This window comes from Pseudarthrobacter sp. NPDC092202 (assembly GCF_044755505.1).
In the GTDB taxonomy this organism is placed as follows: Bacteria; Actinomycetota; Actinomycetes; order Actinomycetales; family Micrococcaceae; genus Arthrobacter.
In genome coordinates, this window is sequence record NZ_JBIVRG010000015.1 from 39,640 (window position 1) to 59,187 (window position 19,548).

Genomic DNA, 19,548 nt, shown 5'->3' on the forward strand with positions numbered 1-19,548 from the left:
GGGTTTGGCCGGTCAGCGCCGGACTTTCTCCCGCTTGAGCCGCCGCACCACGAGCAGGAGGACCGTCACGCCCAGCGCAGCGTAAACCGCGTAGTTCAGGAACCTGGAGTACTGCTCGATCAACTGGTATTGGGTGCCCAGCAGGTATCCCAGGCCGATCAGGGCCCCGTTCCACAGTCCGCTGCCCGCCAGGGTGTACACGCTGAAGGTGGCCAGGGGCATTCCGGATGCTCCGGCCGGGAGGGAGATGAGGCTGCGGACACCCGGAAGCAGCCGGCCAAAGAAGATGGAGGACCTGCCGTGGCGGCGGAACCATCCCGCGGCCTTCTCAAAGTCCTCCTGGTCCACCAGGGGGAGCCTGGACAGCCCGCGGATGGAACGCTGAAGGCCCAGTTTTGCGCCCAGCCAGTAGAGGAACAGCGCACCGAGATACGCGCCGAGGGTGCTGGTGATAAAAACGAGGATCAGCTGCAGGGACCCCTGCTTGGCAAGGTAGCCGGCCAAGGGCAAAATCACTTCACTGGGGATGGGCGGCACCACGGTTTCGGCGAGGGTAAAAGCACCCACGCCCCACTCGCCCATGTGCTCGATGGTCCGCGCAGCCACGCCCACCAGGCCGGTCAAATTATCTGTCGAGCCGCCAGCGTCTGACGCCATTCCCAACATTGTGCTCCCCCATCCGCTTCCGGCTGTCCCGCCCTGTCTACCTTACGCAGCTGGGAAAAAGCTGGAGCTCAGGTCAGGATGGCTTGGAACGGATGTGCACCCGCTCGCCCTGGGTCCCGAAAAGGCTGAGGAATTCAACGGGCCTTCCATCCGCGCGGCCGAACCAGTGCGGCACGCGGGTATCGAACTCGGCGGCTTCCCCCGCCCCAAGGACCAGGTCCTGGCTGCCCAGCACCATCCGGAGCTTTCCGTTCAGGACATACAGCCACTCATAGCCTTCGTGCACCTGCGGATTGGGCTGCTGCAGGGGCCCTGCCGGCAGGATGTGCTTGTAGGCCTGGATGCCGCCCGGCTTCCGGGTGAGCGGAATGATGGTCATCCCCCGCGCGGTGATGGGCCGCAGGTGCACGCGGGGATCGCCCGTTTCCGGCGCACCCACCAGCTCATCAAGCGGGACGTGGTAGGCCTTCGCCAGGGGCAGCAGCAGCTCAAGGTTTGGCCGGCGCTGCCCGGACTCCAGCCTGGACAGGGTACTCACTGAGATGCCCGTGGCGCCAGCCAGCGCGGACAGGGTGATGTCCCGGGCCAGCCGGAGCGCCTTGAGGCGCGGCCCCACTGATGCGAGCACCGCGTCTGTTCCCGAGTCCATGACGCTTTCGTCCCCGATATCCATCCATCAAGTTTGCCATTCCAGCAAAAATGTTTGCCAGTCCAGCGGCAAACGCAACAGCATTGGAGCCATGACTGAAAACAAAGAGACACTCCATGACGTCCTGATAGTCGGCGCTGGCGCTGCCGGACTGAGCGCGGCCCAGATGCTGGGCCGCAGCCGCCGTTCCGTAGCCGTGGTGGACAGCGGGGAACCGCGCAACGCCCCTGCCGCCGGGGTCCACGGCTTCCTTTCCCGGGACGGGATCAGCCCCGGCGCGCTCCTTGCCGTCGCCCGGACGGAGGCTGAGAGCTACGGGGCAGCAGTGCTCCAGGGCAGGGTAGTGGCTGCCGGCGGCAGCCTGGCGGAGGGCTTCGACGTAACGCTCGACGACGGCACGCAGCTTCGCGGCCGGCGCCTGCTGGTTGCCACCGGGCTCACCGACGAGCTGCCCGCCGTCGCCGGGCTGCGTGAGCGCTGGGGCAGGGACGTGCTGCATTGCCCGTTCTGCCACGGCTGGGAAGTGCGGGACCAGGCCATCGGCATCCTGGGGAACGGCCCGTGGTCAGTGCACCAGGCCCTGCTCTTCCGGCAATGGAGCAGCACCATCACGCTGTTCCTGAACAACAGGGTTGCCCCGTCCGAGGCCGAATACGAACAGCTGGCGGCGCGCGGAATCCGGGTGATGGCCGGAGCGGTGGAGGCCGTCCGGGTTGAACAGGACCGGCTGCGGGGCGTCGCCTTGGCTGGAGGCCCCGAGGTTGCCGTGGAAGCGCTGGTGGTGGGGCCCCGGGTCCATGCCCGGCTGAACGCCTTCGCCGGCCTCGGCCTGGCTCCGTCAGAACACCCGTCAGGAGCGGGAACCTACCTTGAAACGGATGCCGACGGCGGCACGCAGGTCCCGGGCGTATGGGCCGCGGGCAATGTCACGGACCTGAAGGCCCAGGTGCTGGCCTCCGCGGCAACTGCCGCCTGGACCGCCGTCGTTATCAACAACCACCTGATGGCTGAGGAGCTGGCAGCAGATGTTGACGCCTACAGGAGGGCTCTGGCGCCTACCGGTGCCTGAATTCCGGCTGGCGTTTTTCCGTGAACGCCGCCATGCCTTCCTTCTGGTCCTCGGTGGCGAAGAGGGAGTGGAACAGCCGGCGCTCGAACAGGACGCCCTGGGCCAGCCCGGTCTCGAAGGCGGCGTTCACGGCCTCCTTGGCAACCATGGCCACGGGCCTGGACTTGGAAGCAACCACCTCCGCGGCCCTCAGGGCCTCGTCCACCACGTCTTCGGCGGGGACCACGCGGGACACCAGGCCGCAGCGGTCGGCCTCCTCCGCCCCGATGAACCGGCCCGTAAGGATCAGGTCCATGGCCTTGGCCTTGCCGACGGCACGGGTCAGCCGCTGGGAGCCGCCCATGCCGGGCAGGACACCAAGGTTGATTTCCGGCTGGCCGAACTTGGCGTTGTCTCCGGCGATGATCAGGTCGCACATCATGGCCAGTTCGCAGCCCCCGCCCAGGGCGAAGCCCGAGACGGCAGCGATGGTGGGTATGCGCAGCCGGGTGAAGTCTTCCCAGCCGCGGAACCAGTCGGCGGCGTACATGTCCATGTAGCCCTGCGCCGCCATCTCCTTGATGTCGGCTCCCGCTGCGAAGGCCTTGCCGGAGCCGGTAATGACAACCGCCCCCACTCCGGGATCGGCGTCCATGGCCTTCACCGCGGCCACCAGTTCCTCCATGGTGGCTTTGTTTAGGGCATTCAGGGCCTGCGGGCGGTTCAATGTCACCAGGCCCACCCGCCCCCGCTGCTCCACGAGGATGTTGGCGTATTCGGTCACTCCGGGCTCCCGTCGTCCTGCGCTGCGCCGTGCGGTGCACTGCCAGCTGGGTTGTGTGGTCCGCCGTCCGCCCTGTGGCCGGACATATCGCGGATGTCGGTGATGATGCCGGAAAAGTCCCTTCCCGCGCCCTCCCCTGCCGCAAACGTACCGTAGATCTCCGCGGCCAGCGGGCCCATCCGGGCAGCCACCCCGGTGCTGTTGAGGGCGTTGACGGCCAACGAGAGGTCCTTGGCCATCAGGGCGCCGGCGAAACCTGGCTGGTAGCCGCGGTTGGCGGGGCTGGTGGGAACGGGGCCAGGCACCGGGCAGTTGGTGGTGAGGGCCCAGCACTGTCCGGACGCCGCGGAGGCCACATCGAACAATGCCTGGTGGCTCAGGCCCAGCTTCTCCCCCAGGACGAATGCCTCGCTGACGGCGATCATGGAGACGCCCAGGATCAGGTTGTTGCAGATTTTGGCGGCCTGGCCTGCGCCGTGGGCGCCGCAGTGGACAACGCGTTTGCCCATTATGTCCAGCAGCGGCCGCACCGCCTCAAAGTCCGCGGCATCCGCGCCCACCATAAACGTGAGGGTGCCTGCTTCCGCCCCCACCACCCCGCCGGAGACCGGGGCATCCACGGAGCGGTGGCCGGCGTCAACGGCGAGGGATGCCGCTTCCCTGGCCTCGTCCACGTTGATGGTGGAGCAGTCCAGGAACATGGTCCCGGGCTTCGCCGCCGCGAGCAGTCCGGGCTGCCCCTCCTGGCCGCGGTAAGCGTCCAGGACATGCCGGCCGCTGGGGAACATGGTGAGGACCACGTCCGCCCCGGAGACGGCTTCAGCGGCATTCCCGGCAACCGGCACGCCGCTGGCCCTGGCGGCTTCAAGGGCTGCCGGGACCACATCGAAGCCGGCCACTGCATAGCCGGCCCTGACCAGGTTTACGGCCATCGGGCCGCCCATGTGGCCGAGGCCCAGGAAGGCGACAGTGTACTTTTCGGTCATGGTCGGGCTCCTTTTTGCTGCGGTTCCACGCCCTGCAGGTCCAGTTCCCGGCTGCCCAGCGGCGCAAAAAAGTGTTCCACCTGGTCCGCCGCCACCTCAGCCAGGGTGGGCGGCTTCCAGCGGGGGTTCCGGTCCTTGTCCACCACCTGCGCACGGATGCCCTCCCGGAAATCCGGTGCCTCCAGGAACCGCAGGCCCACCCGGTATTCCTGCGCCAGGGCCTCGTCCAGGGTGCGGCCTTTCACGCGGCGCAGGGCGTCCAGCGTCACCTTGACGGACGTTGGCGACTTCGCCTCGATGGCGTCCGCCGCCTGGAAGGCGTCGGCGCTTCCCTCTCCTTCGCGTCCCCGCAGGCGCCGGACGATTTCCTCTGCGTCATCTGCGGAGTAGCAGGCGTCGATCCAGTCCTGCTGTCCCTGCAGTGCCGAGGGCGGGGCTTCCGTGCTGTAACGCACGACGGCGGCTTCCGCCGTTTCGTGTTCCAGCGCCGCCACGAGGCCGGGCAGTTTGTCGGACGGGACGAAGTGGCTGGCCAGGCCAAGGAACAGTGCGTCCGCTCCGCTCAGGTGGGCCCCGGTCAGTGCTGCGTGGGTGCCCGTTTCGCCAGGGGCGCGGGACAGCAGGTACGTCCCGCCCACGTCAGGAGCGAAGCCGATGGTGGTTTCCGGCATCCCTGTCCGGGTGCGTTCCGTGACCACCCGGAGTGACCCATGCGCGGAGATTCCTACCCCTCCGCCCAGCACCAGCCCATCCATCAGGGCCACATACGGGTTGGGATAGCGGGCAATCAGTGAATTGACCCGGTACTCGGTGGCCCAGAATTGGGCGGTCTGCTCCCCGCCCGCCAGCATGTCCCGGTAGATCGCCACGATGTCGCCGCCGGCGCAGAGGCCCCGGTCTCCGGCGCCCTGCACCAAAACCGTGGCAACGCCGTCGTCGTCCGCCCACGCGGTGAGCTGCTCCAGGAGCTGCCCCACCATGCCGGCCGTGAGCGCATTGACCGCCTTAGGCCTGTTCAGGGTAATGACGCCCAGCCGGCCACGGCGCTCGAACAGCACCTCGCCGCTTTCGCCTGAAGCCCCTTCATCAGCCGTGCCCTGTGCCGCATTGTCCGTCATCAACTTCCTTCCGGCATCACGAAGCTGGCTCCGTGCCGTATTCCCGAGGGCCACCGTGTGGTGACCGTTTTGGTCTTGGTATAGAAGCGGAAGGCGTCCGCGCCGTGCTGGTTCAGGTCGCCGAAGCCCGAGGCTTTCCAGCCGCCGAACGTGTAGTAGGCGATTGGTACGGGGATGGGGACGTTGATGCCCACCATGCCCACATCCACCCGGGTGGCGAAGTCGCGGGCGGCATCACCGTCGCGGGTGAAGATGGCCACGCCGTTGCCGAACTCGTTCCTGGTGCACAGCTCGAGCGCTTCGTCGTAGTCCGCCGCCCGGACCACGCACAGGACAGGACCGAAGATCTCGTTGCGGTAGATCGGCATGTCCTGTGTGACGTGGTCGAAAAGGGTGGGACCCACCCAGAAGCCGCCCTCGTTGCCCGGCACGCTGAGCCCCCGGCCGTCCGCCAGGAGCGTGGCGCCGGCGTCAACCCCCGCCTGGATGTAGCCTTCGATGCGTTCCCTGGCGTCGGCAGACACCACCGGGCCGAAGTCGGATTCCTGCTCAAAGCTGTGGCCCACCTTGAGGGCTGCCACGCGGTCCCTGAGCTTGGCCACCAGCCACTCCGCTGTTTCCTCCCCTACCGGCACGGCCACGGAAACGGCCATGCAGCGTTCCCCGGCGGAGCCGTACCCGGAGCCGATCAGGGCATCGGCTGCCTGGTCCAGGTCGGCGTCGGGCATGACCACCATATGGTTTTTGGCCCCGCCGAAGCACTGGGCCCGCTTTCCGTGGGCGGCGGCCGTGGCGTAGATGTACCGGGCGATCGGCGTGGAACCCACAAAGCCCACCGCTTTGACGCGCGGATCCTCCAGCAGCGCGTCCACGGCCTCCTTGTCGCCATTGACCACGTTGAACACCCCGTCCGGGACGCCGGCTTCCGTATACAGTTCGGCCAGGCGCAGCGGTACCGAGGGGTCCCGCTCGGAGGGCTTCAGGATGAACGCGTTACCGGCGGCCAGGGCAGGGCCGGACTTCCACAGCGGGATCATGGCGGGAAAGTTGAACGGCGTGATGCCGGCTACCACGCCCAGGGGTTGGCGGAGAGAGTGGATGTCTATCCCCGGACCGGCGTCGCTGGAGAACTCACCCTTGAGCAGGTGGGGCGCCCCGGCGGCAAACTCCACCACCTCCAGGCCGCGCTGGATGTCGCCTTTCGAGTCGGCGAGGGTCTTCCCGTGCTCGGAGGACAGGAGCCGGGCGAGCGGGTCCAGGTCCCGGTTGACCAGGTCCACGAACCGCAGCAGGATCCTCCCCCGCCGCTGGGGATTCATGGCCGCCCACTCCACCTGCGCCTTTTCCGCAATGCCAACGGCGCTGTGAACCTCTTCCCGGCCGGCAAGCGGCACCCGGGCCTGGACCTGGCCGGCGCAGGGGTCGAAGACGTCGCCAAAGCGGCCCGAGAGGCCTGCTGCGTGGTGGCCGCCGACGTAGTGGGACAGCTCGCGGACCATGACTGCACGCTCCTTCGCATGTGATGCAGGTCATTTCTGGTTGCGAATATACTCGGACTTCCTACTAACTTCCACCGGCCTCATCCCGTCCCTGCCCCTCCAGCCCGGGCATGCGCCAGGCGCCGCCGTCCCGGGGCACATTGGCGCCGGCTCCTGCCGGATGGAGCTGTATGCGCGGGCGTGTCCGCGCCATTGTGCCCCGTTTTGGAGCCCTGCCCCGTCCGCATTTCCGGCGCTCAAGGTAGGTTAGGAACTGTGAAAATAGCTACCTGGAATGTGAACTCGCTCCGTGCCCGCGCCGATCGCGTTGAAGCCTGGCTTCAGCGCAGCGACTGCGACGTCCTGGCCATCCAGGAGACCAAATGCAAGGACGATAACTTCCCGTGGGAACTCTTTGAACGCATGGGCTATGAGGTGGCACACTTCGGTGTGAACCAATGGAACGGTGTTGCCATCGCGTCCCGCGTGGGCCTGGAGGACGTTGAGCGGACGTTCCTTGACCAGCCCTCTTTCGGCAAGGCGGGGAAAGACCCGGTCCAGGAGGCCCGCGCCATGGCGGCAACCTGCGCCGGGGTCCGCATCTGGAGCCTCTATGTCCCCAACGGCCGCTCCCTGGATGACGAACACATGCCGTACAAGCTCAAGTGGCTGGAGAGCCTGAAGACCCACGCCCAGGAGCTCGTAACCAAGGACCCGGGTGCCCAGGTGGCCCTGATGGGCGACTGGAACATCGCGCCCTTCGACGAGGACGTGTGGGACATCGACCTGTTCGTCAACAACCGCTATACCCACGTCAGCCCGCCGGAACGCGCCGCGTTCCATGCCTTCGAGTCGGCAGGATTTACCGATGTGGTGCGCCCCTTCACACCGGGTCCGGGCGTGTACACCTACTGGGACTACACCCAGCTGCGCTTCCCCAAGAAGGAAGGCATGCGGATCGACTTCGTGCTGGCCTCCCCGGCGTTGGCAGCACGGGTCACCGGCGCTTCCATTGACCGCGAGGAGCGCAAAGGCAAGGGCGCGTCGGACCACGCCCCCGTTCTGGTGGAACTGGCGGACTGATGACCGTGTCCTGGACCCACGCAAGGAGGCCGTCATGACCGGAAGCCTTTACCGGGGCCAGGCCGGCCTGCCGTTCTCGTCAACCCTGCGCGTTTACGAACCGCTGGACGCCTTCCCCGAAGAGCAGCGCCAGGCGATCCAGGAGGCAGGGGCGCGCACTGCCTCCCGCGCCGCCGTCGAGAACGCCGAACTGCTTGCCTCGCTGGGGCGCATCACGCGCTCCGGCGGCGACCCCTTCCCCACCGGCCGCACTGACCTGGTACGCGTCACGAGCGTCCCGGCACCCTCCGGCGGCAGTGCCGGTGAACCTCCCGCCGACGGCGATGCCGCGGAGCCTGTGCTGCTCTACTGCCCCAGCCAGCTGGTGCTGCGTGCCGGCCTTGCGGCCAATGCCCTGATGGAGGGCATCCACGGCCCGCTGGCGGAACTGCTGATTCCCGAGGAACAGCGGGACAAGCACCAGGAACGGATCGACCAGGTGAAGGCCCGCGACGGCTCCACCCGCGTGCACACCCGGGCCTCCACGTGGGGAATCCCGTTCAGCTGGTTCTCGCTGTTTATGGAATCGGACCATAAGGACGTTGTGGAGTCCGGGGGGCGGATCGTCACGGTGCGGGTGTGGGCGCCCATCACCGAGGCCCTGGAGCGTGCGCGCTACGCGGTGGCCAACCTGGCACTGGCGGCGCCGGACCTGGACATGCTGGACGATCTTGCCCAGCTCACCGAGTGGCTTGAACTGTTCCACGTGGACTCCATGGTGGAGCTTGATTACGGTGCTGTTGCGGACAAGGTGTACCCGGACGAATCCCCCATGGACATCAGGCTGGGCATCGAGTGCCTGGCAGAGGGCGACATGACCGGTGCCGCTGCCGCCTACCGCCGGCTGGCGTCCCGCTGGATTCCGATCCGGCAGTTGGCGCGCGCCTCCTAGCTGCCCAGGGCCGGAGCGGCTAGGGCTGGGGCGGCGCCGTGGTCCTCCTGATGATCAGTTCATGGGGCGCGACGGCGGACTGGACCGATCCAGCCTGCCCGTCCAGTTCATCAAGGAGCATCTTGGTGGCCAGCTCGGCCTGCTCGTCGGGCCGCTGGCCCACCGTGGTCAGGCCCACGGCCTCGGCGAAATCGTGGTTGTCGATGCCCACCACGGACAGGTCCTCCGGCACCCGGACGCCGAGGCGGGAAGCTTCGAAGATCACGCCCATGGCCATCTCGTCCGAGGCACAGAAGATGGCGGTTGGCTTCGTCCCGGGCTTGGACCAGAGGCGGCGGAAGGCGGCCTGGCCGCTGCGGACCGTGAAGTCGCCCCATTCGTCCCATTCGGGCCTGGTGGGAAGCCCGGCCGCCGTCATCACGTCCTGGAACGCCAGGATGCGCACGCGGGGAACGTCGAAGTTCAGGTCTGTCTCGTCGTCGCCGTGCAGCAGCGCGATGTCCCGGTGGCCCAGGTCGATCAGGTGCCGGACGGCCGTGGAGGCAGCTGCGTAGTCGTCTATCCCGATGTAGGCGCATTCCTCGACATGGCCGCCCACCACCACCAGGGGTATGTCAATTTTCTGCAGGTGCTCGAGTTCTTCATGGGTCAGCGCCATACACAGGACCAGCAGCGCATCGATCTGCTTGTAGACCATGGTCTTGCTGAAGAGCCGTTCCCGGTTGCTGCCGTGCCCGCCCAGGTTGAACAGGGAAAGGTTGTAGTTGCGGGCGTGCAGTTCCCGGTCCGCACCCTCGATGGCCTTGGAAAAGAACCACCGGCTCACAAAAGGCGCCAGCACCCCGATGGTCTTGGTCCGGCCGGTCGCAAGGCCCGACGCCGAACTTGAGGCCACATAGCCCAAATCTCCGGCGACTTCGAGGATTTTTTGCCGCGTTGCCGGTGACACCCGGGGCAGTCCCCGCACCGCCCGGGACACGGTGGCGGTGGACACTCCCGCGGCTGCCGCCACGTCTTCAATGCTGACCCCGCTGTGGCCGCCCCGTTGAGACCTTTCACTTGTGCGTCCCACGGTGTCCCCTCATGTACTTCCTGCAGGCATGCGCCCTGCTTCTGTGCGATGCCCTCTGCCATGGTATTGCGGGCGCCGGCTTGCATCGCAGTGTTACCTGCCCGGGTGCCCGGCGGCGGGCCGGACCGGAAGTGTTACCTCCGGTCCGGCAACCGCCGCCGCAGGCGCACCATTCCGTACAGCGCCAGGAGCGTGGCCAGCAGGCCCAGCGCCCAGCCAAGGGCAGGCTGGGCCGTCAGCTCCATCCACAGCGTGACTACGAACAGGACCAGGGCCCAAAAGCCAAGGAACCCGATGATGATGTCAAAATCCTCGCCGGACCTGGCCCTGCGGCGGTTGCTTCCCGCCCCCGCGGGGCGGGAGCGGGAAGCGTTGCCCGTCACTTGACCGCACCTGCCGTAAGGCCGGCCACGATCTTGCGCTGGAAGACGAGCACCAGGATCACCAGCGGAATGGTGACGATGGTGCCCGCGGCCATGATGGCCGTGTAGGGGATCTGGTTCGGCTGCGCACCGGCAAAGCTGGCGATGGCGACCGTCACCGGCTGCGTGGCGTCATTGGACAGCTGGCTGGCGATCAGGAACTCGTTCCAGGAGGAGATGAACGCCAGGATTGCCGTGGTGAAGATCGCCGGCGCCGCCAGGGGCATGATCACTTTCCGGAACGCCTGTCCCTGCGTGCAGCCGTCCACACGGGCTGACTCCTCCAGCTCCCACGGCATTTCGCGGAAGAAGGACGTCAGCGTATAGACAGTCAGCGGCAGGACGAAGGAGATGTTCGGGATGATCAGGGCCTGGTACGTACCCATCCAGCCGATGTTGGTGAACAGCTGGAACAGCGGGGTGATGAGGGCAACACCGGGGAACATGGAGGCGCCCAGAATGAAGCCCAATACCAAGTACTTGAACCTGAAGTTCAGGCGTGCCAGGGCATAAGCCGCAAAGACGCCGATCACCAGGGAGATCACCGTGACGGTGACGCCGATAAACACACTGTTCAGGAGTGCCTGGCCAAAACGGTTGCCAAACGAGGTGTCGAAGGCAGTAGCGAAGTTGTCCAGGGTTACGTGGGTGGGCAGCAGCGAGGTGTCGTAGGTGAAGCCCACCTCGCGGAACGCCGTCACCACCATCCAGTAGGCCGGCGCAAGGCACCAGATCAGGATGACGACGGCGCTGATGTACGTGCGTGCCTGCGCCCATTTCTCCCGGTTCTGGGCAGCCTTGCGGCCTTTGTCCTGCCGTGCCCGCAGTTCCGTGGAGGCAGCTGTGGTTGTCATTTCTTCCCCTTACCGGTGGCTCCGCTTTGCTCCACGACGTTCGCACCAAGGAACCGCACGAAGATGAATGCGACCAGGAAGATGATGAAGAACGTAATGGTGGACAGGGCGGCCGCTGAGTTGAACCCTTGCCTGATCTGGTTGATCACCAGGATGGACAGCGTGGTGGTGTTGTTGGCACCGCCGGTGAGGATGTACGGAAGGTCGAACATGCGCAGGGCGTCCAGGGTACGGAACAGGATAGCCACCATCAGCGCCGGCTTCACCAGCGGAAGCGTGATGAGCCGGAACCGCTGCCAGGCAGTAGCCCCGTCCACCTTCGCTGCCTCGTAGACATCCGCCGGAATCATTTGCAGGCCCGCAAGGATCAGCAGCGCCATGAACGGCGTTGTCTTCCACGTGTCCGCAATTATCACGGCCCACTTTGCCGGCCACTCGCTTCCGGTCCACAGGATGGAAGCGTTAAACAGCTTGTTGGCGATGCCCTCGAAAGCGAAGATGAAGAGCCACAGCTGGGCGGTGACGGCGGTGGGGATGGCCCACGGAACCAGCACTGCCGCACGGACCAGTCCGCGGCCCTTAAAGGTCCGCGCCATGATCATGGCCATCCAGAAACCAAGGATTGTTTCGAAAGTGACCGTGATGACGGTGAAAAGGAACGTTGTTCCGGTGGCTGACCAGAACTGGCCGCCCAGCGTGCCGGGCGGGCAGGCGACGGTGCCGCCGCCGGGGGCGGCACACTGCTGGCCAAGCCAGTTCACGTAGTTCTGAATGCCGGCCGGGCCACCGGCGGTAAAGAGTCCGGTTGCCGGATCGAGCCCGGCGTCCTTCTGGAAGGACATGATGATGGCGCTGATGATCGGGTAGACGATCACAATGCCCAGCGCAATGACGGTCGGGGCAAGAAGCCATGTGGCCCACTTACCTTGGCTGAGGATCTTGTTGTCTTCCCCTACGCCCTTGGGTCCGTGGTGGACCGGGGTCCCGCCCGACGCCGGCCCTTTTACCGGCGTCGGGCCCAATTCGGTTGCCATGATGGAACTACGATCCTGCGCCGGCGGACTCGATGGACTTCTGCATATCCGCCAGGGCCTGTTCAGCAGACTTCTCGCCCTTGAGTGCAGCGTAGGAGTTCTCCTGGATGGCCTGGGTGACTGCCGGGTAGAACGGGGTAACCGGACGGGGTACGGCGTTCTCGATGGAGGTCTTCAGGACGGGCAGGTACGGCAGCTTGGCGACGAGTTCCTGGTCTTCGTAGAGGTCACCAAGGACCGGAGCGAGCGAACCCTGGGTGGCGAAGAACTTCTGCTGCTCTTCCTCGATCAGGAAGTTCACGAAGTCCAGGGCCGTGGCCTTGTTCTTGGAGTAGACGCTGATGGCAGCATTGTGTCCGCCGAGCGAGGAAGCACCGGGGCCATCCTTGCCGGGCAGTGCAGCCATGCCCAGCACGTCCTTCACCTGCGAGGATCCTTCAGTGGTGGCCAGGTTGTAGACGTAAGGCCAGTTGCGCAGGAACAGCAGCTTGCCTTCCTGGAACGCGCGGCGGCTTTCCTCTTCCTGGTAGGTGATGGCCTCGGCCGGGATGTTGCCGTTCTTGAAGGCGTCAATCAGGTTGTTGAGGCCTTCCTCAGCCTCGGGCGTGGTCAGGTTGGGCTTGCCGTCATCGCCGAGCACGGAGCCGCCGGCGGAGTTGATGGCCTCGGAAGCGTTGACGGTCAGGCCCTCGTACTGCTTGAACTGGCCGGCGTAGCAGCCGATGTTGTTTTCCTTGGCGATGGAGCACATGTCCATCATCTCGGCCCAGGTCTTGGGAGCTTCCGGAACGAGGTCCTTGCGGTAGTAGAGGATGCCGCCGTCGGATGAAACGGGCGCGGTGTACAGCTTGTCCTGGTAGGACCCGGCCTCGATAGTGGGCTCAAGCATGCCGTCCGTCTTGACGGCCATGGCGCCTTCGAGCGGCTGCAGCCATCCGCGGGCTGCAAATTCTGCAGTCCAGACGACGTCGACACTGACGACATCGTAGTTTTCGTTCTTGGCCTGGAAGTTCTGGACCAGGTCATCGTGCTGCTGGTCTGCCTGGTCGGTCTGCTCCTTGAACGTCACCTGCTCATCCGGGTGCGCCGCATTCCACTTGTCCAGGAGGGGACGGACCACGTTGCTGTTGTCCTTGCCCTGTACATACGTAATGGGCCCGCGGCCTTCGAGGTTGGCTTCGGCGTCGCTGCCGCCTCCCGTGGTTCCGCCGCCACCTCCCCCGCCGCAAGCGGTGAGGGTCAGGGCCAGGACGCCGGCGGTGGCAGCCGGGAGTAGGAATCTAGGGGTTTTCATTAGCTTGAAGCTCCTCGCTGAGTGACAAGTAAGTCGACAGTGCGGTTGTTGTGGTGAGGTTGTTGTGGTGACCATCACACTAGTAAGGTTGCTGTCGGCAATGCAAGCGTTTACATCAAAAAGTTATCTGAGAGGAACCTAATGTCCAAGCCGAGCGTTCCTGCCTCTGACCAAACTGGGGAATGGTGGGCCGACGCCGTCGTCTACCAGATCTACCCCCGTTCCTTCGCCGACGGCAATGGCGACGGCATGGGTGACCTGCGCGGGGTTTTGGGCCGCTTGCCCTACCTGGAGCGGCTGGGCGTGGATGCCATCTGGCTTTCCCCCTTCTACAAGTCCCCCCAGGCCGACGGCGGCTACGACGTGGCAGATTACCGTCAGGTGGATCCCCTTTTTGGTTCCCTCAAGGACTTCGACGCCATGTTGCAGGAAGCTCACCGGCGCGGGCTGAAGGTCATCGTGGACCTTGTCCCCAACCACACCTCGGACGAGCACGAGTGGTTCCGGGCTGCGCTCAGCGCCCCGCCCGGGTCCCCGGAACGGGACCGTTACATCTTCCGCCCGGGCAAGGATGAGGTGCCTGGCTCCGGTGACGGCAACCGTGCCCCCAACAACTGGAAGTCGATTTTCGGCGGAGCCGCCTGGACCCGGGTCACCGAGGCGGACGGTTCCGCAGGAGAGTGGTACCTGCATCTCTTCGACACCAAGCAGCCTGACCTGAACTGGGAAAACCAGGAGGTACGGGAGGAAATGCGCTCTGTCCTCCGCTTCTGGCTGGACCGCGGTGTTGATGGTTTCCGTGTGGACGTAGCCCACGGGATGGTCAAGGAGCAGGGCCTTCCCGACTGGGACGGGGTGGCCGCCATGGTGGAGGGCACTTCCGAGGTTCCACGGGAACCATCCCCTCCCGGTGATGCACCCGGGGCCCACACCAACGCGGAGGAGCCGCACCGCGCGGTATCCCCGGTGTATCCGCCCTCGCCTTTCTTCGACCAGGACGGCGTGCACGATATCTACCGGGACTGGCACCGTGTCCTGTCCGAGTACGGCAGCGACCGGATGATGGTGGCCGAAGCCTGGGTGGAACCGGCGGAACGGCTGGCACTCTACGTCCGGCAGGATGAGATGCAGCAGGCCTTCAACTTCGATTTCCTGATGGCCGGCTGGGATGCCGAGCGCATGGCCGAGGCGATCGAAGCGTCGCTGAAGGCGGCCGCAGCGGTGGGTGCCCCGTGCACGTGGGTGCTGAGCAACCACGACACCGTCCGCCATTGCACCCGCTTCGGCCTGGCGGATCCCACCACGTTCCCCAAGGGCATCGCCGCGGACGACGAACAGCCGGACACTGCCCTGGGGCTGGCCCGCGCCCGGGCCGCAACAGTGGTTGAGCTGGCGCTGCCCGGCTCGGCCTACCTGTACCAGGGCGAAGAACTGGGACTGCCCGAGCACACCATGCTTCCGGCCGAGGCACGGCAGGACCCCACCTTCTTCCGCACCCAGGGCGCCGAAACCGGACGGGACGGCTGCCGGGTGCCGCTTCCCTGGGCCGCGGACAAGCCCGGTTACGGTTTCGCGGATTCGTTCCCGGGCGGACCTGCGTCCCCCTGGCTTCCCCAGCCTGCGGAATTTGGGCCGCTTGCCGCGGACCAGCAGGATGGCGAGGAAGGTTCCACCCTGGAGCTGTACCGCGCCGCACTCGCCATCCGGTCCGGGCGGCGCCTCGGCACTGGATCCCTGGCCTGGGCCGAGGTCCACGCGCCGGAAAGCGGCCTGCTAGCCTTCCACAACCGGGACGTCCTGGTGATCGCAAACATGGGCTTCGCGTCTGCGCCCATCCCCGAAGGCTGGTCCGTGGCGCTCTCCAGCGGGCCGGAGCCTGCCGCAGAGTGGGAGCTGATGAATGAGGTTCCCGTGGACTGCGCCGTGTACCTGACCCGGAACTAGGGGACGGTCAGCGGACGCGCTCTGCCCTGCGGAAGCGCGTCCGCGCTCCGGCCCCGATATGGATCAATACGGGGATGTCCTTTCCCACCGCCCGTTCCAGGGCTGACACCAGCACCGACACTTCATCTGCGAGCAGGTGCGGGGCAACACCCTGCCGCGGAAGGAGCCGGACCTTCAGCGCGGGCATGCCTTTGACGTCATAGGTGGTAACTGTGGCGCCGGCGAGGTCGGGACGGTGCGCGAGCGCATGCTTCAGCGCCTGCTCCGCCACTCCCCCACCGATCCGCACATCGCCCGGGACCTCACCGGGATCGTACTCGACGGCCAGGACGTCGGCCCGCCCTTTGCCCTGCTGGGCAACCCAGGCCACCATCAGGCCGATCAGCACCAGCAGGGCCAGTGCCACCAGGATCCACAGCCAACTCTCGGGCCGCCCGGGAAACCGTGTGGCGTTAAACGCCGCGTTGATTCCGCTCCATGCGTCCGCTGACCATGCCCGCCACCAGGAGGCTACGGCCGGTACGGCGGCCAGCAACATCAGCAGGCAGCCAACTCCAAGCAGCAGCAGGCCCAAGGCCGCAACCAGGATGCGGTTGAGGAGGGTGGGGGTACTGTTCATGCGCCGATCACTCCGGAGGTTGCCACATTCACGCGAACCTCGGGCGAGGGCTCCAGTGCCATGGCGTCCACTTCGCTCCGGACTGCCGCGAGGACCGAATCCTGGTTTACAGGCACACCCGAGGTGGGACGGACATTCACCATTACCTGCCGCCGGGAGACCACAACCATGACCTGTTCCGGCGTGACGTTCGCGGCAAGCCGGGCCCGCCGCGCCAGCGAGGAAGCAATGACTTCATCGTCCACCACAACGGCCGGGGCGCCGGCGCCCGGGCCACCACCCATGCGGTGGCGGGCGCGGCGCCCGGGCAAAACCCCGTTGAGGAGGAAGACCAGGCCGGCCATTGCCAGCACAGCACCGATGGCACCCAGCAACAGTGAGGGAATTCCTGCCGGCAGGGCAACCAGGCGTTCCGCTGCCACCTGCGGTTCAATCAGCCAGGCCGGTTGCCCTACTGCGTGGACGCCTGCTTCGAGGAGCCCATAGGCTGACAGCACAATGACCAGGACGGCTGCTACGGTGGCCACCGCAGCACGCGTTGACCGGGTTTCACGGCGCAGGATCCGGTCCATATCCGGCCTTTGGCCTTCACCGTTGCGGTTCATCGCACCCGCCCCCCTTCACTGATCTTTGCCCCGGTGATCCGGATGTCCACCCGGCTCAGCCCGGAGCCGCTGAGCTCCGCCACCGCCGCCAAAATGCCTGCCTTTGCCCTCACGGTCCGGTCCCAAATGGAACCACCGGTCCCCTCAACGCGCGAGGGATTCTGGACCACCGCACTCAACGGCGGCATGCTGATCGGTGCGACGAGGGACAGCGCCAGCAGGCCGTCGTCGTCCGTCCAGTCAGCACGGACATCTTCCGGTTCCACCCCGAGGAAGTGGGCTGCTGCGGCTTTGGCGAGGCTTGTCAGGGCCTGGGTACTGATGCGGTTGTGGCCGCTCAGCTGTTGGCCCCGGACCGCCGGGGCTGTGGAGCTCATGAGGACGAGCGCCGGCCGATGATGGCGTCCAGGACGCCGCGAAGGTCCAGTTTCCCTTCCGCGGCCCGGCCCAGGAGTGCCCCGATGGCCATAAAGAGGAGGGCAACAAGGAAGCCCCACAACCCGAACTGCAGGGACATAAAGGCGACGAAGGCGCCCATCGCTGCGCCGGCCACGGTGAGGTTCACAGCAGCGCCTCCCTTTCAGTTGTGCCGGGCATGTCAGCAGGTCCGGAAGCTGCGGGTTTGACCGGTGGCGGAATGTAGACGTCGGTGACCTCCACATTGACCTCGATCACCTGCAGTCCAACGAGTTCCTCGACCGCCCGGTAGACCGCGGCGCGCACGGCGTTGGCCAGCGAGTGGAGCGGTGTCCCGTAACTCGCCACCAGGCTGATATCCACGGCCACCTGCGTTTCCCCGACTTCGGCGCGCACCCCGGCGGCGTGGTCTGAACTGCCGACGGCGTCACGGATGGCACCGAGCGCGCGTGACGGAACCGAGCCCAGGGAGTAGACACCGGGGACGGAGCGGGCAGCTATGCCCGCCACCTTGGCGACGGCTGTCTCGGAAATTACCGTACGGCCGGGGCCGGGTACAGGAGCCGGCACGGTGTGGTGCTGCATGCCCTGGTTGGGTTGTGGGTTCTGGTATTCCATCAGGCACTCCCCCTTCTGTTTGATCCCCACCCTATCCCCGGCGGTGACTTAACGGCAGCAGGCAGGGGCGCCCGTGATCCGGACGTCCCTGCCTGTACCCTGCACCTGTTGGGCAGTGGGTTCTACTTGTAGTGGCCTTCGCCGCCAACGCGGACGTTGGTGGGCAGGTAGCCGAACGGGCCAAGGCCGTCCTGGCCGAAGCTCCGGTCCACCTGCGAGATGCCGTCCCGGAAGTTGATCTTCACGGTGGGCGACAGCGAGCCGCCGCGTACGCCGTTCACGTTGTCGATGAACGACTGGACCAGTCCGCCCGGCTGCACGTAGTGCGAGTACGCCTGGAACTGGCGGCCGTTCTGGTTCGGGGTGGGTGCCTCCGGGGACTCGGACGGCAGGTTCAGGTCCGTGGGCGAGCCCAGGGCCAGGCCGCTGTTGTTCATGGGCTGGTAGTCCGAGCGGACGCCGTCGCCGACGAAGCCGTAGACGCCGTCCGGGCCGCGCATGCCGGCTGCGTAGGTGAACTGGTGGCTGATGGTGAACAGGTAGTACTTGTTCTTGCCGCCCTCATTCTGGATGAAGATCTGCGGACGCTCGGTCTGGTCGTTCACGCAGTTGGCGGAGAGGATCGGCGGCAGGAAGGACCACTTGGTCAGGTCCTTGTTGTCCGCCACTGCCAGGCCCACGTTCGCTGTCTGGTAGTAGGCTCCGCTGCTGTTGACCTCGTCAACGGACTCGGCATTGGCGTCACCGGGGCGGTATCCGAGGTCTTCGGGCTTGCATTCGTACTCGCCGCGGGTGCCGCCGGTGTTGCCTTCGAAGACCATGAAGGTCTTGCCCGGGTGGGCCGGGTCGGCAAAGGTGTAGGGGTCGCGGAAGGCGAAACCCGGGTTCTGTTCCTTGGTCTGGTACATCTCGCCGTCCGGTTCCAGCAGCTTGGTGTGCTGGAACCCGTCGAACGTCACGCCGTTCTCGTCGGCATGGATCTTGCCCAGTGCCTTGGCAATGGCCGCGTCCGGGGCGATTCCGCCGCCGCCCGCGTTGCGCTCGGCGACGTCGTAGAAGGTGGTGGCGGTGTAGAACACGTTGACCTGGTTGCCCTGCATCAGGCGGGTGGATCCGGACCATTCGGTGTTGCCGATGGAGGCGCCGTCAGCGAAGACGTGGCCGCCGTAGTTCCACTTGTCCTTGGCAGGATCCGCGTTGGTCTTGCGGAAGAAGTAGCCGATGCGTGCGTTCCAGTGGCGCTGGTCGAAGCCGTAGCCGGCGTGGCGGTCGGCCACCAGGGAGAAGACGACATCCCAGCCCTTGTAGCTGATCTGGTTCGCGTTTTCGTCGGTGAGGGACCAGGTGTCCCAGACCCATACGTCGTCGTTCATGGCGGGGAAATCCTCGGGGATTTCCGGCATGGTGACGTCGGGGCTCATGGAGTTCTCACCGGGGGCCACGGTGGGGTCGCTCTGCGCCATGATCTGCTTGGCGTCGGCGCGGGTCCACTTGGAGGTGAAGTCCGACGCTGGGTCGAAGGCTTCCTGCGTGTGTTCCGTGGGGAGGGGGAATCCGGGGGTGGGGGCCGGCATCTGCTCGGCGGCCGGCGGATCTGCCGGCTCGTTGGCCTGTGCCGAGGGAACGGCCAGGAAGGCCGAGGCAGCCACGGCTGTGGCCAGTGCTGCGGCGGCGGGGCGCCACCGCAGCATCCGGGGTGATTGGGGGTGCTTGTGCATTGTTGCTCTTCTCGCGGAGTTATAACTGTTCGTGGAAGACGGGCGGATGCCCATGCCCTTCGAACTCCGGCGGCCCCGTGGACACGGCAGGCGTCATCGGGGACGCCGTTGTATCAAGGGGGAACGGGGTTGGGTAGTCCCCGTAGAAGAGGCCCGGACTGTGGTGCTTTCCTGGCCGTGATTCCACCGTAGACAGGCTCCAAGGCAG

At 66.2% G+C, this 19,548-nt stretch carries 21 protein-coding genes; 4 read left to right on the top strand and 17 right to left on the bottom strand.

All coding sequences use genetic code 11. The annotated features are described in order from the left end of the window. Positions 1 to 12: 12 nt before the first annotated feature. Both ACIQF4_RS18135 and ACIQF4_RS18140 read right to left on the bottom strand, forming a co-directional pair. Entirely contained in the window at positions 13 to 666 is a 654-nt protein-coding gene (locus ACIQF4_RS18135; RefSeq protein ID WP_400517064.1) for a DedA family protein, read from the bottom strand. A 73-nt stretch (positions 667 to 739) separates the two neighbouring features. Further along, the gene (locus ACIQF4_RS18140) at positions 740 to 1,315 is read right to left on the bottom strand and encodes a helix-turn-helix domain-containing protein (RefSeq protein WP_400517103.1); all 576 of its coding nucleotides are present in this window, start codon (positions 1,313 to 1,315) and stop codon (positions 740 to 742) included. 91 nt (positions 1,316 to 1,406) lie between these two features. On the opposite strand from ACIQF4_RS18140, the gene ACIQF4_RS18145 reads away from it, so the two are divergent. After that, positions 1,407 to 2,384, top strand: coding sequence for an NAD(P)/FAD-dependent oxidoreductase (locus tag ACIQF4_RS18145; RefSeq protein WP_400517065.1), 978 nt, complete (start codon positions 1,407 to 1,409; stop codon positions 2,382 to 2,384). Here ACIQF4_RS18145 and ACIQF4_RS18150 read toward each other — a convergent pair. Genes ACIQF4_RS18150 through ACIQF4_RS18165 form a run of 4 tightly spaced genes read right to left on the bottom strand, consistent with a single transcriptional unit; the run spans position 2,371 to position 6,750 of the window. Beyond that, a complete protein-coding gene (locus ACIQF4_RS18150; RefSeq protein WP_400517066.1) occupies positions 2,371 to 3,147 on the bottom strand; it encodes an enoyl-CoA hydratase in 777 nt (258 codons plus the stop codon). The two genes, ACIQF4_RS18145 and ACIQF4_RS18150, sit on opposite strands and share 14 nt — an antisense overlap. Next, positions 3,144 to 4,133 (bottom strand): 3-hydroxyisobutyrate dehydrogenase, encoded by a 990-nt coding sequence (mmsB, locus tag ACIQF4_RS18155; RefSeq protein ID WP_400517067.1) that lies wholly within the window; start codon positions 4,131 to 4,133, stop codon positions 3,144 to 3,146. The genes ACIQF4_RS18150 and mmsB overlap by 4 nt, the downstream gene beginning before the upstream one ends. Beyond that, positions 4,130 to 5,251 (bottom strand): enoyl-CoA hydratase/isomerase family protein, encoded by a 1,122-nt coding sequence (locus ACIQF4_RS18160; protein WP_400517068.1) that lies wholly within the window; start codon positions 5,249 to 5,251, stop codon positions 4,130 to 4,132. The genes mmsB and ACIQF4_RS18160 overlap by 4 nt, the downstream gene beginning before the upstream one ends. Then, positions 5,251 to 6,750, bottom strand: a complete 1,500-nt coding sequence (locus ACIQF4_RS18165) for a CoA-acylating methylmalonate-semialdehyde dehydrogenase (protein ID WP_400517069.1) — start codon at positions 6,748 to 6,750, stop codon at positions 5,251 to 5,253. Before ACIQF4_RS18165 ends, ACIQF4_RS18160 begins: the two co-directional genes overlap by 1 nt. A gap of 255 nt (positions 6,751 to 7,005) precedes the next feature. On the opposite strand from ACIQF4_RS18165, the gene ACIQF4_RS18170 reads away from it, so the two are divergent. Both ACIQF4_RS18170 and ACIQF4_RS18175 read left to right on the top strand, forming a co-directional pair. Next, the gene (locus tag ACIQF4_RS18170) at positions 7,006 to 7,812 is read left to right on the top strand and encodes an exodeoxyribonuclease III (protein ID WP_400517070.1); all 807 of its coding nucleotides are present in this window, start codon (positions 7,006 to 7,008) and stop codon (positions 7,810 to 7,812) included. 34 nt (positions 7,813 to 7,846) lie between these two features. Further along, positions 7,847 to 8,743, top strand: a complete 897-nt coding sequence (locus ACIQF4_RS18175) for a hypothetical protein (RefSeq protein ID WP_350000894.1) — start codon at positions 7,847 to 7,849, stop codon at positions 8,741 to 8,743. 19 nt (positions 8,744 to 8,762) lie between these two features. Here the strand turns inward: ACIQF4_RS18175 and ACIQF4_RS18180 are convergent, their stop codons facing one another. The 5 genes from ACIQF4_RS18180 to ACIQF4_RS18200 all read right to left on the bottom strand — a co-directional run bounded on the left by ACIQF4_RS18180 (position 8,763) and on the right by ACIQF4_RS18200 (position 13,419). Beyond that, positions 8,763 to 9,815, bottom strand: a complete 1,053-nt coding sequence (locus tag ACIQF4_RS18180; protein ID WP_350000896.1) for a LacI family DNA-binding transcriptional regulator — start codon at positions 9,813 to 9,815, stop codon at positions 8,763 to 8,765. 134 nt (positions 9,816 to 9,949) lie between these two features. Further along, a complete protein-coding gene (locus tag ACIQF4_RS18185; RefSeq protein WP_350000898.1) occupies positions 9,950 to 10,198 on the bottom strand; it encodes a hypothetical protein in 249 nt (82 codons plus the stop codon). Further along, a complete protein-coding gene (locus tag ACIQF4_RS18190) occupies positions 10,195 to 11,091 on the bottom strand; it encodes a carbohydrate ABC transporter permease (RefSeq protein ID WP_350000902.1) in 897 nt (298 codons plus the stop codon). The genes ACIQF4_RS18185 and ACIQF4_RS18190 overlap by 4 nt, the downstream gene beginning before the upstream one ends. Beyond that, positions 11,088 to 12,125 carry a carbohydrate ABC transporter permease gene (locus tag ACIQF4_RS18195; RefSeq protein ID WP_400517071.1) on the bottom strand — a complete coding sequence of 346 codons (1,038 nt, stop codon included), beginning with the start codon at positions 12,123 to 12,125 and terminating at the stop codon, positions 11,088 to 11,090. Before ACIQF4_RS18195 ends, ACIQF4_RS18190 begins: the two co-directional genes overlap by 4 nt. 7 nt (positions 12,126 to 12,132) lie before the next feature. Further along, complete coding sequence (locus ACIQF4_RS18200; protein WP_400517072.1) at positions 12,133 to 13,419, bottom strand: ABC transporter substrate-binding protein; 1,287 nt, start codon at positions 13,417 to 13,419, stop codon at positions 12,133 to 12,135. 141 nt (positions 13,420 to 13,560) lie between these two features. Between ACIQF4_RS18200 and ACIQF4_RS18205 the strand changes: the two genes are divergently transcribed. Continuing rightward, entirely contained in the window at positions 13,561 to 15,363 is a 1,803-nt protein-coding gene (locus ACIQF4_RS18205) for a glycoside hydrolase family 13 protein (protein WP_400517073.1), read from the top strand. A gap of 7 nt (positions 15,364 to 15,370) precedes the next feature. On the opposite strand, the gene ACIQF4_RS18210 is transcribed toward ACIQF4_RS18205, so the two are convergent. The 6 genes from ACIQF4_RS18210 to ACIQF4_RS18235 all read right to left on the bottom strand — a co-directional run bounded on the left by ACIQF4_RS18210 (position 15,371) and on the right by ACIQF4_RS18235 (position 19,340). Further along, positions 15,371 to 15,982: a hypothetical protein gene (locus ACIQF4_RS18210; protein WP_400517074.1), complete on the bottom strand. Its 612-nt coding sequence runs from the start codon at positions 15,980 to 15,982 to the stop codon at positions 15,371 to 15,373. Further along, a complete protein-coding gene (locus tag ACIQF4_RS18215; RefSeq protein ID WP_400517075.1) occupies positions 15,979 to 16,587 on the bottom strand; it encodes a hypothetical protein in 609 nt (202 codons plus the stop codon). Before ACIQF4_RS18215 ends, ACIQF4_RS18210 begins: the two co-directional genes overlap by 4 nt. Continuing rightward, positions 16,584 to 16,964 carry a hypothetical protein gene (locus tag ACIQF4_RS18220; RefSeq protein WP_400517076.1) on the bottom strand — a complete coding sequence of 127 codons (381 nt, stop codon included), beginning with the start codon at positions 16,962 to 16,964 and terminating at the stop codon, positions 16,584 to 16,586. The genes ACIQF4_RS18215 and ACIQF4_RS18220 overlap by 4 nt, the downstream gene beginning before the upstream one ends. Then, the gene (locus tag ACIQF4_RS18225) at positions 16,961 to 17,152 is read right to left on the bottom strand and encodes a DUF2273 domain-containing protein (RefSeq protein WP_231456966.1); all 192 of its coding nucleotides are present in this window, start codon (positions 17,150 to 17,152) and stop codon (positions 16,961 to 16,963) included. The genes ACIQF4_RS18220 and ACIQF4_RS18225 overlap by 4 nt, the downstream gene beginning before the upstream one ends. Continuing rightward, complete coding sequence (locus ACIQF4_RS18230; protein WP_350000913.1) at positions 17,149 to 17,622, bottom strand: Asp23/Gls24 family envelope stress response protein; 474 nt, start codon at positions 17,620 to 17,622, stop codon at positions 17,149 to 17,151. Before ACIQF4_RS18230 ends, ACIQF4_RS18225 begins: the two co-directional genes overlap by 4 nt. A 122-nt stretch (positions 17,623 to 17,744) precedes the next feature. Continuing rightward, positions 17,745 to 19,340 (bottom strand): glycoside hydrolase family 68 protein, encoded by a 1,596-nt coding sequence (locus tag ACIQF4_RS18235; RefSeq protein WP_400517077.1) that lies wholly within the window; start codon positions 19,338 to 19,340, stop codon positions 17,745 to 17,747. Between the last annotated feature and the right edge of the window lie 208 nt (positions 19,341 to 19,548).

What these genes read in the sequence shown, in the direction of transcription:
- ACIQF4_RS18140 (WP_400517103.1), bottom strand. Translation starts at nt 1,315, where the DNA reads ATGGACTCGGGAACAGACGCGGTGCTCGCATCAGTGGGGCCGCGCCTC.
- ACIQF4_RS18235 (WP_400517077.1), bottom strand. Translation starts at nt 19,340, where the DNA reads ATGCACAAGCACCCCCAATCACCCCGGATGCTGCGGTGGCGCCCCGCC.
- ACIQF4_RS18200 (WP_400517072.1), bottom strand. Translation starts at nt 13,419, where the DNA reads ATGAAAACCCCTAGATTCCTACTCCCGGCTGCCACCGCCGGCGTCCTG.
- ACIQF4_RS18165 (WP_400517069.1), bottom strand. Translation starts at nt 6,750, where the DNA reads ATGGTCCGCGAGCTGTCCCACTACGTCGGCGGCCACCACGCAGCAGGC.
- ACIQF4_RS18220 (WP_400517076.1), bottom strand. Translation starts at nt 16,964, where the DNA reads ATGAGCTCCACAGCCCCGGCGGTCCGGGGCCAACAGCTGAGCGGCCAC.
- ACIQF4_RS18145 (WP_400517065.1), top strand. Translation starts at nt 1,407, where the DNA reads ATGACTGAAAACAAAGAGACACTCCATGACGTCCTGATAGTCGGCGCT.
- ACIQF4_RS18210 (WP_400517074.1), bottom strand. Translation starts at nt 15,982, where the DNA reads ATGAACAGTACCCCCACCCTCCTCAACCGCATCCTGGTTGCGGCCTTG.
- ACIQF4_RS18135 (WP_400517064.1), bottom strand. Translation starts at nt 666, where the DNA reads ATGTTGGGAATGGCGTCAGACGCTGGCGGCTCGACAGATAATTTGACC.
- ACIQF4_RS18205 (WP_400517073.1), top strand. Translation starts at nt 13,561, where the DNA reads ATGTCCAAGCCGAGCGTTCCTGCCTCTGACCAAACTGGGGAATGGTGG.
- mmsB (WP_400517067.1), bottom strand. Translation starts at nt 4,133, where the DNA reads ATGACCGAAAAGTACACTGTCGCCTTCCTGGGCCTCGGCCACATGGGC.
- ACIQF4_RS18195 (WP_400517071.1), bottom strand. Translation starts at nt 12,125, where the DNA reads ATGGCAACCGAATTGGGCCCGACGCCGGTAAAAGGGCCGGCGTCGGGC.
- ACIQF4_RS18230 (WP_350000913.1), bottom strand. Translation starts at nt 17,622, where the DNA reads ATGGAATACCAGAACCCACAACCCAACCAGGGCATGCAGCACCACACC.
- ACIQF4_RS18160 (WP_400517068.1), bottom strand. Translation starts at nt 5,251, where the DNA reads ATGACGGACAATGCGGCACAGGGCACGGCTGATGAAGGGGCTTCAGGC.
- ACIQF4_RS18215 (WP_400517075.1), bottom strand. Translation starts at nt 16,587, where the DNA reads ATGAACCGCAACGGTGAAGGCCAAAGGCCGGATATGGACCGGATCCTG.
- ACIQF4_RS18175 (WP_350000894.1), top strand. Translation starts at nt 7,847, where the DNA reads ATGACCGGAAGCCTTTACCGGGGCCAGGCCGGCCTGCCGTTCTCGTCA.
- ACIQF4_RS18190 (WP_350000902.1), bottom strand. Translation starts at nt 11,091, where the DNA reads ATGACAACCACAGCTGCCTCCACGGAACTGCGGGCACGGCAGGACAAA.